Raw genomic sequence first — 12634 nt, forward strand, 5'->3', positions numbered from 1 at the left:
GATACCCGCGCGCCCTGTCCGCGGGCTATGACGCATCGTCCGTTTCGCAGGCGCGAACCGCCGATTCGTCCGCACAGATCGGGTGAGTCGTGGAAGGGTTGATCAATGACCAAAACAGCACTGGTGGTGCGCGGCGGGTGGGATGGTCACCAGCCCATCGACGCTACGGATCTCTTCCTTCCCTTCCTTCGCGAGAACGGTTTCGAGGTGCGGGTCGAGTCAACTCCAGAGATTTATGCGGATGCTGCGGGCATGGCAGAGCTCGACCTCATCGTGCAGTGCGTGACGATGTCAGAGATCTCGCGCGAAGCGTGTGAAGGCCTTCGAGCAGCGGTGGAGTCGGGCACCGGCCTTGCCGGATGGCACGGCGGAATCGCGGACTCGTACAGGGCGAACACCGACTACCTTCACCTCGTCGGCGGTCAGTTCGCGACGCATCCCGGCAAAGAGCCGTCTGCGCGAGTCGGCGACCAGACCGACAGCTACCTGACCCACGCGATCGAGATCACCGAGCTGGGCCGTCAGCACGACATCACGGCTGCCCTCGATGATTTCGCCCTCACCACCGAGCAGTACTGGGTGCTGCACGACGACCTCAACGACGTGCTCGCGACGACCACCCACCCGGTGCAGCCGTATCACCCGTGGCATCGGCCGATCGTCTCGCCCGCGGTCTGGACGCGGTTGTGGGGCCAGGGTCGGATCTTCGTCAGCACTCCCGGCCACAGTGTCGATGTACTGCAAGACGACAACGTCCGCACGATCATTGAACGGGGACTGCTGTGGGCGGCACGCGCATGAGCGATCACGGCATCGGCATCGTCGGTCTCGGAGTGATCTCGCGGGCCTACCTCGAGACGCTGGCCGGCGCGGCAGGGGTTCGTGTCGCGGCGGTCGCCGACCTCGACGCTGACCGTGCGCGCGCTGTCGCTGAGACTATCCCCGGCGCGGTTGCACTCACGCCCGAGGAGCTCTACGCCTCGCCCGAGGTCGACACGGTGCTCAACCTCACGATCCCTGCGGCGCACGAAGGGGTCGCGATTTCAGCCTTTGCGGGCGGCAAGAACGTCTACGGCGAGAAGCCGCTTGCCGCGTCGCTCGACGGCGCACATCGGGTGATGGATGCTGCGGCCGCCGCCGGTCTTCGCGCGGGCGCAGCACCCGACACCGTGCTAGGTACCGGAGTGCAGACCGCGCGAGCCGCAGTCGCCGCGGGGCTGATCGGCACGCCCGTCTCGGCGACGGCTACCTGGATATCGCGCGGGCACGAGTCGTGGCATCCGCACCCCGACTTCTACTACCGCGACGGCGGCGGTCCGCTGCTCGACATGGGGCCGTACTACCTGACCGCGCTCGTGCAGGTACTCGGACCGGTGCGCTGGGTGCAGGGCGCGAGCAGCCGAGCGCGTGATACCCGCGTGATCGGGTCGGGGGCGCGGGCGGGGGAGTCGATCCCCGTCGAGATCGACACGCACGTCACCGGGGTGCTCGGCCACGAGAGTGGAGCCCTGTCGACCGTGACCTTCAGCTTCGACGCTGTCGCCACCCGCGCCGAGCCGCTCGAGGTTCACGGTGTGGAGGGGATGCTCGTGCTCCCCGATCCGAACCACTTCTCGGGCGCGGTGCTTCTGCGCCGCGCTCGCGGCTCGGAGTTCGAAGAGCTCGCGGCGAACGCCGGATACGTGGATGCGGCGCGCGGCGTCGGTTTACTCGATTTCATTGCCGGTCACGACCGCGCCTCGGGTGAGGTCGCTCTGCACGTGCTCGAGATCATGGCCGCTCTGCTCGATTCCGGCGCCTCGGGCGCTCGCGTCGCCCTCGATTCGACCGTGGTCGTGCCGCCGCTGGTGCCGCTCACGCCGTTCGCGCAGTGGCACGGCGGTCTGGTGAACTAGCGAGAGCCCCTGCCAGTCAAGTGCCGAGCGAACCGGGGTCGCGCAGAAGCTCTCCGAACGCCATCTCGGCGGCACCGATCAAGAGGCGGTCCTCGGCGAGGACTGCGGTGCGGATGCTGAGACCCTCCATGCTGGCGGGCATGGCCTGCGCCCGCACCGCTTCGAGCAGGTCATCCAGGTCGTGGCTCGCAATGGTGGCGAGAAAGCCGCCCAGCACGATGACGGACGGGTTCAGCACATTGACGGCGTTCGCCAGGGCGGTCGCAAGGATCCGTCGTTGCCGGGCAAGCTCCTCGACAACGGTGATCGACGTGTTCGAGTGCAGCGCCGTCTCCAGAGTGGGCTCATCGGCCGACACGAGCCCGACGGCAGCAAGCAGACGTGCTCTGCTCACTTCGTCCTCGAGTACACCCTGCCCTGCCCGGCGGTCGGCGGGGGAGGCGATCCCCGGCCGGTTCTGACCGAACTCACCCGCGTATCCGCCCGCGCCCGGTACCGGCATCCCCCCGATGATCAAGCCCCCGCCGATACCGCTCGCGCCGCCGTTGAGGTACACCACGTTGTCGACTCCGCGGGCAGCGCCGAACAGGTGCTCGGCGAGAGCGCCGAGGGTGGCGTCGTTGGCGACGGTGGTGGGGATGCCCGTCGCCGCCGTGACCAGGTCTCGCAGGGGTGAATCGGTCCAGTGCAGGTGAGGAGCGTTGCGCACGAGTCCATCGGTCGCGCGGACGAGCCCCGGCACGGCGAGTCCGACACCGACTACCCGAGCGCCGGCGAGAGCCTCCGACTTCCACGTCGAGACACGGTCGGCGATGCGCGCAGCCGTCTCCTCGGGACTGATCAGTCGGTCGAGTTCGATGCGTTCACGCAGAGGGATGGTTCGATCCAGCCTCACCGCGGCGATCGTCAGGGCGTCGACCTCCGGGTTCACCGCGATCACAAGAACGCCCGGATCAACGGCGACGACGGGCGAAGGACGACCGACGCGACGTGATGGGTCGGGCGCGTGTTCTTGCACTACACCGGCACCGACGAGGTGACTGACGAGGTCGGCAACGGTTGATCGGTTGAGCCCCGTCGACTCGGTGAGGGCCGCGCGCGAGAGCGGGCCGTACACGTGCACCAGACGGAAGACGCGGGAAAGGTTGCGCTGGCGGACTCCCTCGCCTGTCGGTTCACTCACGCGTCCCACTGTATGAGATCGAATCGTGACCATGTGCGTATTTGTTGGCCTTGACCACGAATGCATCGCAACATATCCTGGGCACAACCCACATCACTTTCGACAATTGTGTCGAAACTTTCGGAAGGTTCAATGATGAACACACGCAGCACCAGGCGGCTCGCCGCGGGAGTCGCCGCGGTCGGTCTCACGATCGGCACCCTCGCCGGGTGCACGAGCGCGAGCACCGACGGCGGTGAAGGTTCGGGCGAAGACGGCGTCACCATCACCTGGTGGCACAACGCGACCGCGGAGCCGCTTCTCGGCCTGTGGGAAGAAGTCGCCGCAGAGTTCGAGGAAGCCAACCCGGGCGTCACCGTCGAAGTCACCGGCTACCAGAATGAAGACCTCCAGCGCACCCTGATCCCCAACGCCCTCCAGTCCGGCGATGCGCCCGACGTGTTCCAGGTCTGGCCCGGTGGCGAGGTGCGTGCGCAGGCCGAAGCCGGCCACCTGAAGGATCTGACCGAAGACGCGTCCGCTGCGATCGCCGAGCTCGGCGCCACCGTCACTCCGTGGGAAGTCGACGGCGCTGTGTACGCCCTGCCGTTCTCGTTCGGTGTCGAGGGCGTCTGGTACAACAAGGACCTCTTCGAGCAGGCGGGCATCGAGGGAACCCCCGAGACGCTGCCTGAGCTCGAAGACGCCGTCGCCAAGCTGAAGGCGATCGACGTCGCACCGATCGCCGTCGGCGCCGGTGACCTGTGGCCGGCCGCGCACTGGTGGTACAACTTCGCACTCGCCGCGTGCTCGACCGACACGCTGCAGACGGCCATCCCGGCGCTGGACTTCACCGACCCGTGCTGGACCGAGGCGGGCACGCTGCTGGAGGACTTCGTCGGAACCGAGCCGTTCAACGAGGGCTTCCTCGCGACGCCCGGTCAGACCGGTGCCGACAGCTCGGCTGGTCTCGTAGCCAACGGCAACGCGGCGATGGAGCTCATGGGCCACTGGAACTCCGGTGTCATCGGGGGCCTCACGGCCGACCTGACGGTCCCCGAGTTCCTCGGCTGGTTCCCGTTCCCGAGCGTGCCCGGTGCCGCCGGAGACCCGACGATCACGATGGGTGGCGGCGACGCCTTCGGCGTATACGCGGATGCCCCCGACGAGGCCGTCGCCCTGGTGGAGTACATCGCCAGTGCCGACGTCCAGCGCCGCTTCGCAGAGAGCGGTGCCGGCATCCCGACCAACGCCGCTGCAGCCGACGGACTGAGCGATCCCAACCTGCAGGTCATCGCGCAGACGCTCGGCGAGTCCTCTTACGTGCAGTTGTGGCTGGACAGCGCCCTCGGCCCGACATTCGGTACGCCGATGAACCAGGCCATCGTCAACATCTTCGGCGGGACCGGTACCCCCGAAGACGTCGTCACCACGCTGGAGGACACAGCCGGCGCGCTGTAACACCAGATGACCAGCATCACTGAGGCAGGGCCCGCGGTCACCGCGGGCCCTGCCGCCCCCTCGAAAAAGCGTGCCAACGGCACCGGGCGCAAGTGGCTCGAGATCGGCCTCTTCGCCGGCCCTGCGCTCGTTCTCTTCCTCTCGCTCGTGCTGCTGCCGGTGGCACTGGCAGCAGTGTTCAGCTTCTTCAACTGGAACGGGCTGACCCCCCTCGAGCGATTGATCGGGCTCGACAACTACGTCCGAGCCCTCACCGACCCGGTCTTTCTGAAGGCCATCGGCAACAACTTCACGATCATCATCGCGTCGCTGCTCATACAGGGCCCCCTCGCGATCGCGATCGCCCTTCTGCTGAACCGGCGCCTGCGCGGCCGCACGTTCATCCGGGCCGCGATCTTCGTGCCCTACGTGCTCGCCGAAGTCATCGCCGGTCTGTCGTGGAAGCTCCTGCTCTCTCCCCGCGGCGGCGTGAACGCTCTGCTCGAGGCCGTGGGACTCGGTGACCTCGCCCAACCGTGGCTGGCGAACCCTGACATCGCGCTCGCGGTGATGTTCGGCATCCTGACCTGGAAGTATCTCGGCTTCGCGATCCTGCTCATGCTCGCCGGTCTCCAGGGCGTGCCCGAAGAACTGAGCGAAGCGGCCGCGATCGACGGAGCGAGCTGGTGGCAGATCCAGTGGCACATCACCATCCCGCTGCTCGGCCCCACGATCCGCATCTGGGCGTTCCTGTCGATCATCGGCTCACTGCAGCTGTTCGACATGGTCTGGGTGACCACCAAGGGCGGCCCCGTCGGGGCCACCAACACGATGGCGGTCTACATGATCCAGTACGGCGTCGGTCAGCCCGGCTTCGGCAGCGCGGTCGCCGTCATCCTGTTCCTCATTTCGCTGGTGATCGCGTTGCTCTATCAGCGCTTCGCCATGCGCCGCGATCTTGCCGGTGCCGTCACGGGAAGGGGACGCTGATGGCGACCATCACCGCACCCGCCGCCCAGTCGCGTCGAGAGGCGCCTGGGCCGAAGGACCCGAAGAAGAAGTTCGACTGGGGTCAGCCCTGGGTCTACCTCGTCGCCGCGCTCGCCGTCGCCGTGTCGATCTCGCCCGTTCTCTACGTCTGGATCGGCGGGTTCAGAACGACCGCCGACATCAACCAGAACCCCGCGGGCTGGCCCGACCCGTGGACACTCGACAGTTACATCCGCGTGCTGGGCTCAGACCGCTTCTGGGGTTCGGTGTTCTCGTCCTCCGTCGTCGGCATCGGCACGACTCTCGGCGCCGTGGCGTTCGGCATCATGGCCGCATTCGTGATCGCGCGGTATGACTTCCGTGGTCGCACGGTGCTGTACTCGCTGTTCGCTGCGGGTCTGATGTTCCCGATCACCGTGGCCGTGCTTCCGCTGAGCATCCTGCTGCGTGAACTCGGACTCACCGGCACGTTCCTGGGCGTGATCATCCCGCAGGTGGCGTTCGCGCTCCCGACCACGATCATCATCCTGGTCCCGTTCCTCAAGGCCATCCCCGCCGAACTCGAAGAGGCTGCGATGATCGATGGCGCCGGCCGCATCGGCTTCTTCTGGCGCATCCTTCTTCCACTGTCGATGCCGGGGCTCGTCACCGTCGGGGTGCTCGCCTTCATCGGCAGCTGGAATTCCTACCTCCTCCCCCTGCTCGTGATGGCGGCGGGAGGAATGCCGCAAGAGCTGTGGACACTTCCGCTGGGCGTGCAGCAGTTCTCGACGCAGTACTCCTCCGACACCGGTGCAGTACTCGCGTACACCTCGCTGTCGATGCTCCCGGCGATCGCGTTCTTCCTCTTCGCCGAGAAGCGGATCGTCGGTGGCCTCACCGGGGCGGTGAAGGGATGACACTCTCTCAGGAATCACCGCAGAAAGCCCGCACCGAGCCCTGGCACGACACCGCGCTTCCCGTCGACGAACGTGTCGACGCGCTTGTGGCGCAGATGACCGTGGCCGAGAAAGTCGCTCAGCTCTACGGAGTGTGGGTCGGAGCGTCCGCCGACGGCGAAGACGTCGCGCCGCACCAGCACGACATGAACGACGAGATCGACCTCGACGTTCTCCTTCCCGCAGGTCTCGGTCAGCTCACGCGCCCGTTCGGCACAGCGCCGGTCGACCCTGCGCTGGGTGCACTGTCGCTGATGCGCGCCCAGCAGAGGATCGTGGCGAGCAACCGCTTCGGGATCCCCGCGCTCGCCCACGAGGAGTGCCTCGCGGGATTCGCCACGTGGGGCGCGACCGCCTACCCCGTGCCGCTCAGTTGGGGAGCGAGTTTCGACCCTGATCTGGTTCGTGAGATGGGTGCGCGCATTGGTGGAGACATGCGCTCCCTCGGCGTACATCAAGGACTCGCCCCGGTGCTCGACGTCGTGCGTGACGCCCGTTGGGGACGCGTCGAAGAGACGATCGGTGAAGACCCGTATCTTGTCGGCACTGTCGCGACCGCCTACATTCAGGGGGTCGAGTCCGCGGGAGTGGTCGCGACTCTGAAGCACTTCGTCGGGTACTCCGCATCCAAGACCGGGCGAAACCTCGCACCGGTTTCGGTGGGCGCTCGCGAACTCGCCGACGTCCTGCTTCCGCCGTTCGAGATGGCGCTGCGTGAGAGCGGAGTGCGCTCGGTGATGAACTCCTACACCGACATCGACGGAATTCCCACCGCGGCGGACGAGCGTCTGCTCACCGGCCTGCTCCGCGACGAATGGGGCTTCGAGGGCACGGTCGTTGCCGACTACTTCTCGATCGCCTTCCTCAAAGAACTGCACGGGTACAGCGAAGGATGGACGGATGCGGCGCGCGATGCGCTCACGGCGGGCATCGACGTCGAACTGCCCACTGTGAAGACCTTCGGCCCCGACCTGGTCTCCGCGGTCGAGACGGGAGACGTCGACGAGGCCTTGGTGGATCGGGCCCTCCGGCGTGTCCTGCGCCAGAAAGCCGAGCTGGGACTTCTCGACTCGGCCTGGTCGCCCGTGCCTCCGGCGCTGGTCGGACATGCGCACGAGTCTCAGGAGGTGCGGGGCACAGTCGACCTCGATCCCGCCGAGAATCGCGCCCTGGCGCGACGTCTCGCCGAGGAGGCCATCATCCTCGTGAGCAATGACGGCACACTGCCGTTGGCGCGCCCCACCCGCGTCGCCCTCGTGGGACCCACCGCCGTTGATCCGTACGCCGTGTTGGGGTGTTACTCGTTCCCGTCGCACGTCGGCGTGCGGCATCCGGAAGTGGCGATCGGCATCGAGTTGCCGACGCTGCGCGACGCCCTTGCGGCGGAGTTCCCGGATGCCGAGATCGTCTCTGTCGAAGGCACCAGCATCGACGGTGGCGAAACCGAGGGATTCGAGGCTGCGCGGGCCGCAGCATCCGGTGCCGACGTCGTGATCGTCGCCCTCGGTGACCGCGCGGGACTCTTTGGCCGGGGGACCAGCGGCGAAGGCTGCGATGCAGGTGACCTCACGCTCCCGGGTGCGCAGCAAGCGCTGCTGGACGAGATGCTCGCCACCGGCGTGCCCACCGTGGTGACGCTGCTCGCCGGTCGCCCCTACGCGCTCGGGTCGGCACCCGGGTCTGCGGCCGCGATCGTGCAGACGTTCTTTGCGGGCGAAGAGGGCACCGGCGCGATCGCCGGCGTGCTCAGCGGCCGGGTGAATCCGAGCGGGCGACTACCGGTGAGCATCCCCCGCGACCCCGGTGCGCAGCCCTCGACTTACCTCGCCTCGCGGCTGGCGCAGCGCAACGAGGTGTCGAACATCGACCCCACGCCGGCGTTCGCCTTCGGCCACGGTCTGGGCTATGGCCAGGCGGTGTGGTCGGATGCTTCGGCCTCGGCTTTCGAGATGCCGGTCGATGGCTCGGTCACGGTGTCGATCCACATCCGCAACGCGGGCGATCACGCCGGCGCGGCGAACACCGTCGAGGTGGTGCAGCTCTACCTGCACGACCCGGTGGCGTCGGTTGTGCGTCCGGTCCAGCGCCTGATCGGCTACGCCCGTGTCACGCTCGAGCGCGGTCAGTCAGCCCGCGTGAGCTTCACCGTCCCCACCGATCTCACGAGCTTCACCGGTGTCGATGGTCGCCGGATCGTGGAGCCCGGCGACATCGTGCTCGGCTTCGGTCGCTCGAGCGCTGACATCGTGCAAGAGTGCCGCGTGCGCCTCACAGGTGCAACCCGCGAGGTCGACCGCACGCGTGCGCTCCACGCTGAGGTCGCGGTCGATCACCTGGGCTGACCCGCCGCACGCGGCACTTTCAACTGTCCCCCCCGCCCGCATAAAGCGCACACCTGCCCAGGAGTTTCGAAACGTCAACCGAGGTCGACCCAGCCGCGCCGCCGGCTCCGTCGGGTGCGGATCTAGCCGGTGTAGCGCGCGGTGCTGCCACGAACCACCAAGTGGGTCGCGAGATCCATACGCAGCGTCTCGACGCTGGCGCCGTCGGCGAGGCGGAGAGCGAGTCTGGTCGCCTCTTCGCCCATGCGCCTGAGCGGCTGATGCACCGTCGTCAGCTGGGGGCTCATCCAGCGCGAGAGAGCGATGTCGTCATACCCCACGACCGAGAGATCGTCGGGAACGCGGAGCCCCGCCGCCGAGCCAGCCGCGATCACCCCGAGAGCCTGCAGATCGCTCCCGGCGAAGATCGCCGTCGGCCGGTCGGGCAACGCGAGCAGTTCGCGGCCATGGGCTTGCCCGCCATCCGGGTGAAAATCACCGAAACGAATCCACGCCGGATCGATCGGCAGCCCAGCGGCGTTCATTGCCGAGCGATAGCCGTCGACTCGGGCGAGCGAGCACATCATGTCTTCGGGGCCCGAAATCGCCGCGATGCGGCGGTGGCCGAGTTCGATGAGGTGGCGGGTGGCCGCGAGCCCGCCCGACCAGTTCGCCGAGCCCACCGAAGGAACATCGGGCGAGGGGTCGCCAGCCGGGTCGACGATGACGAAGGGGATGCCGCGCGAACGGAGTTTCTCGCGGAAGGGCGCGGCGATGTCGGAGAAGACGAGGATGACGCCGACAGGTCGACGCCGAAGGACTCCGTCGATCCAGTCAGGCGAGGGTGAGTGTCGATCGCCGCTGACGGTGAGCACGACCGACAGGCCTGCGGCGTGCGCGACTTCTTCGACGCCGCCGACGACCTCCATCGACCAGCTCGCCTCGAGCTCGTGGAAAACGAGTTCGACGAACTCGGTTCGCTGACTCGCGTTACGTCGGGTGTAGCCGTGTCGCGACAGGTGCTCTTCGAGGCGAGCGCGAGTGCTGGCCGAGACATCCGTCCGCCCATTCAGCACCTTCGACATCGTCGCGAGTGAGACGCCGGCCTCGGCGGCGATCTCGGCGAGGGTCACTCGCGTGGTGTCGGTCATGCGTTGATCGTAGCCTTCGAAACTATCGGAAACGGGTGCGCATCCGGCTGGACGCACGATCCATTATGGTATAGGTTGTTGTTCACAACAATTGTTCATCGAAGAACTCAGGAGCGTCATGCCCACCCCCACCACTGCCGACAAGTTCTCGTTCGGACTCTGGACTGTCGGCTACAACGGCACCGACCCGTTCGGCGGACCGACTCGCAAGCCGCTCGACGTCGTCCACGTCGTCGAGAAGCTCACCGAACTCGGCGCCTATGGCCTCACCTTCCACGATGACGACCTGTTCGCCTTCGGTTCGACCGACGCCGAGCGCCAGACCCAGATCGACCGCCTCAAGGGAGCTCTGGCCGACACCGGGATGATCATCCCGATGGTCACGACCAACCTCTTCAGTGCCCCGGTCTTCAAGGACGGCGGGTTCACCTCGAACGACCGTGACGTACGCCGCTTCGCGCTGCGCAAGGTGTTCCGTCAGCTCGACCTCGGTGCCGAGCTCGGCGCCAAGACGTTCGTCATGTGGGGTGGCCGCGAGGGTGCCGAGTACGACGCCGCGAAAGACATCCGTCAGGCTCTCGAGCGCTACCGCGAGGCCGTCAACCTGCTCGGTGATTACGTCACTGACAAGGGCTACGACATCCGCTTCGCGATCGAGCCCAAGCCGAACGAGCCCCGTGGTGACATCCTGCTGCCGACGCTCGGCCATGCGATCGCGTTCATCGACTCGCTCGAGCGCCCCGAGCTCGTGGGCGTGAACCCCGAGGTCGGCCACGAGCAGATGGCGGGGCTGAACTTCTCTGCCGGCATCGCCCAGGCGCTGTACCACGGCAAGCTCTTCCACATCGACCTCAACGGCCAGCGCGGCATCAAATACGACCAGGACCTCGTGTTCGGTCACGGTGACCTGCACAACGCGTTCGCCCTCGTCGACCTGCTCGAGAACGGCGGCCCCGGCGGGGTCCCGGCCTACGACGGCCCCCGTCACTTCGACTACAAGCCGAGCCGCACCGAGGACGAGAAGGGTGTCTGGGACTCGGCATCCGCCAACATGAACACCTACCTGCTGCTCAAGGAGCGCGCCGCGGCCTTCCGCGCCGACCCCGAAGTGCAAGAGGCTCTCGCGGCGGCGAAGGTCGACGAGCTCTCGGTGCCGACGCTGAACGAGGGCGAGTCGTACGACGACTTCCTCGCTGACACGTCGGCGTTTGAGGACTTCGACGCCGACGCGTACCTGGGGGGCAAGGGCTTCGGCTTCGTGCGTCTGCAGCAACTCGCGACCGAGCACCTGCTCGGCGCGCGCTGACCGAACCACCGTCCGATTGAGTGTCCAAGACACACGGAGGACCGTCCAGGTCTCTCCGTGTGTCTTGGACACTCGACCCCGGGTGAACAAGGGAGAGCAATGCCGCTCGTGATGGGGGTCGACTCGTCGACACAGTCATGCAAGGTCATCGTTGTCGACACCGGCACCGGTGAGGTGGTTCGGGAGGGGCGCGCGTCGCATCCGAAGGGCACCGAGGTGCACCCCGGGGCGTGGCTCTCTGCCGTGCGCTCGGCGATCGTCGATGCCGGAGGGCTTGACGACGTCGCCGCGTGGGCGGTCGGTGGCCAGCAGCACGGCATGGTCGTGCTCGACGCCGAGGGGCACGTCATTCGCGACGCGCTGCTGTGGAACGACACACGATCGGCGGATGCTGCCACCGACCTCATCTCTGAGTTCGGTGCCGAGCAACTGGCGCAGCGCACCGGCCTGGTTCCCGTGGCCTCGTTCACGATCACGAAGTTGCGGTGGTTGCGCGATCACGAACCCGAGAACGCGGCACGAGTCGCCGCCGTAGCGCTGCCGCACGACTGGCTGACCTGGAGGATGCGCGGTTACGGCCCCGCAGATGACTCGGCGCTGGGCCCGAACTTCGATGAGCTGATCACTGATCGGTCGGATGCCTCGGGCACCGGCTACTGGAACCCCGCCACCGGGGGGTATGACCGCGACCTGCTGGTTGCTGCGCTCGGTCACGATGCCGTGTTGCCCAGAGTGTCGGGCCCGACTGAGTTCGTGCTCGACCAGGACGGACGCCGTGTCGGCGGTGGCGCCGGCGACAATGCCGGGGCTGCTCTCGGGCTCGAGGCGGCGTCGGGCGATGTCATCGTCTCGATCGGCACGAGCGGAACGGTTTTCGCTGTGAGCGACAAGCGCACGATCGACCCCACCGGCACGGTCGCGGGCTTCGCTGACTGCACCGGAAGGTTCCTCCCCCTCGTCGCCACCCTCAACGCCGCGCGGGTGCTCGACGCGATCGGCCGTCTGCTCGGCGTCGATCACGCCGAGCTCAGCCGCCTCGCTCTCGCTGCTTCGCCCGGTGCGGGCGGGCTTTCGTTGGTCCCGTACTTCGAGGGCGAGCGCACCCCGAACCTGCCCGACGCGACAGCGTCGCTCACGGGCATGACGCTGGCCTCGACCACGCGCGAGAACCTCGCCCGGGCCGCGGTCGAGGGAATGCTCTCCGGCCTCGCGGCCGGCCTTCAGGCAGTGCGAGACCTCGGTGTACCCCTCGAGCGCGCCCTGCTGATCGGCGGCGGCGCGCAGTCCGAAGCCGTCCGGCGCATCGCGCCGCTGGTATTCGGTGTGCCGGTCGAGGTGCCCGAACCGGGAGAGTACGTTGCGCTCGGCGCTGCTCGTCAGGCAGCATCCGTCCTCGACGCCTGACGAGATCACACCAAACGGGCAGAATGG

10 protein-coding genes are annotated in these 12634 nt (G+C 67.4%); 8 read left to right on the forward strand and 2 right to left on the reverse strand.

The annotated features are described in order from the left end of the window. The first annotated feature begins 105 nt into the window (after positions 1-105). Positions 106-801: a ThuA domain-containing protein gene (locus LG299_RS13350; protein WP_404431022.1), complete on the forward strand. Its 696-nt coding sequence runs from the start codon at positions 106-108 to the stop codon at positions 799-801. Next, entirely contained in the window at positions 798-1895 is a 1098-nt protein-coding gene (locus LG299_RS13355; RefSeq protein ID WP_404431024.1) for a Gfo/Idh/MocA family protein, read from the forward strand. The genes LG299_RS13350 and LG299_RS13355 overlap by 4 nt, the downstream gene beginning before the upstream one ends. Positions 1896-1911: 16 nt before the next feature. On the opposite strand, the gene LG299_RS13360 is transcribed toward LG299_RS13355, so the two are convergent. After that, positions 1912-3111: an ROK family protein gene (locus LG299_RS13360; protein ID WP_404431026.1), complete on the reverse strand. Its 1200-nt coding sequence runs from the start codon at positions 3109-3111 to the stop codon at positions 1912-1914. A 102-nt stretch (positions 3112-3213) separates the two neighbouring features. Between LG299_RS13360 and LG299_RS13365 the strand changes: the two genes are divergently transcribed. The 4 genes from LG299_RS13365 to LG299_RS13380 are packed head-to-tail and all read left to right on the forward strand — an operon-like array spanning position 3214 to position 8767. Next, on the forward strand, positions 3214-4518 hold the full coding sequence (locus LG299_RS13365; RefSeq protein WP_404431028.1) for an ABC transporter substrate-binding protein: 1305 nt from the start codon (positions 3214-3216) through the stop codon (positions 4516-4518). A 6-nt stretch (positions 4519-4524) separates the two neighbouring features. Beyond that, positions 4525-5487 carry a carbohydrate ABC transporter permease gene (locus LG299_RS13370; RefSeq protein ID WP_404431030.1) on the forward strand — a complete coding sequence of 321 codons (963 nt, stop codon included), beginning with the start codon at positions 4525-4527 and terminating at the stop codon, positions 5485-5487. Continuing rightward, positions 5487-6386, forward strand: coding sequence for a carbohydrate ABC transporter permease (locus LG299_RS13375; RefSeq protein ID WP_404431032.1), 900 nt, complete (start codon positions 5487-5489; stop codon positions 6384-6386). The genes LG299_RS13370 and LG299_RS13375 overlap by 1 nt, the downstream gene beginning before the upstream one ends. Next, positions 6383-8767: a beta-glucosidase gene (locus tag LG299_RS13380; protein ID WP_404431034.1), complete on the forward strand. Its 2385-nt coding sequence runs from the start codon at positions 6383-6385 to the stop codon at positions 8765-8767. Before LG299_RS13375 ends, LG299_RS13380 begins: the two co-directional genes overlap by 4 nt. A 122-nt stretch (positions 8768-8889) precedes the next feature. Here the strand turns inward: LG299_RS13380 and LG299_RS13385 are convergent, their stop codons facing one another. Further along, entirely contained in the window at positions 8890-9897 is a 1008-nt protein-coding gene (locus LG299_RS13385; RefSeq protein ID WP_404431036.1) for a LacI family DNA-binding transcriptional regulator, read from the reverse strand. A gap of 118 nt (positions 9898-10015) precedes the next feature. On the opposite strand from LG299_RS13385, the gene xylA reads away from it, so the two are divergent. Next, positions 10016-11203: a xylose isomerase gene (gene xylA / locus LG299_RS13390; RefSeq protein ID WP_404431038.1), complete on the forward strand. Its 1188-nt coding sequence runs from the start codon at positions 10016-10018 to the stop codon at positions 11201-11203. 99 nt (positions 11204-11302) lie between these two features. Further along, entirely contained in the window at positions 11303-12607 is a 1305-nt protein-coding gene (gene xylB / locus LG299_RS13395; RefSeq protein ID WP_404431040.1) for a xylulokinase, read from the forward strand. Positions 12608-12634: the final 27 nt, after the last annotated feature.

Source organism: Microbacterium lacus (assembly GCF_044794305.1).
Lineage (GTDB): Bacteria > Actinomycetota > Actinomycetes > Actinomycetales > Microbacteriaceae > Microbacterium > Microbacterium lacus_B.

Excerpts from the sequence above, each read along its gene's own strand:
- LG299_RS13365 (WP_404431028.1), top strand. The coding sequence starts at position 3,214 with ATGAACACACGCAGCACCAGGCGGCTCGCCGCGGGAGTCGCCGCGGTC.
- LG299_RS13370 (WP_404431030.1), top strand. The coding sequence starts at position 4,525 with ATGACCAGCATCACTGAGGCAGGGCCCGCGGTCACCGCGGGCCCTGCC.
- xylA (WP_404431038.1), top strand. The coding sequence starts at position 10,016 with ATGCCCACCCCCACCACTGCCGACAAGTTCTCGTTCGGACTCTGGACT.
- xylB (WP_404431040.1), top strand. The coding sequence starts at position 11,303 with ATGCCGCTCGTGATGGGGGTCGACTCGTCGACACAGTCATGCAAGGTC.
- LG299_RS13375 (WP_404431032.1), top strand. The coding sequence starts at position 5,487 with ATGGCGACCATCACCGCACCCGCCGCCCAGTCGCGTCGAGAGGCGCCT.
- LG299_RS13385 (WP_404431036.1), bottom strand. The coding sequence starts at position 9,897 with ATGACCGACACCACGCGAGTGACCCTCGCCGAGATCGCCGCCGAGGCC.
- LG299_RS13350 (WP_404431022.1), top strand. The coding sequence starts at position 106 with ATGACCAAAACAGCACTGGTGGTGCGCGGCGGGTGGGATGGTCACCAG.
- LG299_RS13380 (WP_404431034.1), top strand. The coding sequence starts at position 6,383 with ATGACACTCTCTCAGGAATCACCGCAGAAAGCCCGCACCGAGCCCTGG.
- LG299_RS13355 (WP_404431024.1), top strand. The coding sequence starts at position 798 with ATGAGCGATCACGGCATCGGCATCGTCGGTCTCGGAGTGATCTCGCGG.
- LG299_RS13360 (WP_404431026.1), bottom strand. The coding sequence starts at position 3,111 with ATGGTCACGATTCGATCTCATACAGTGGGACGCGTGAGTGAACCGACA.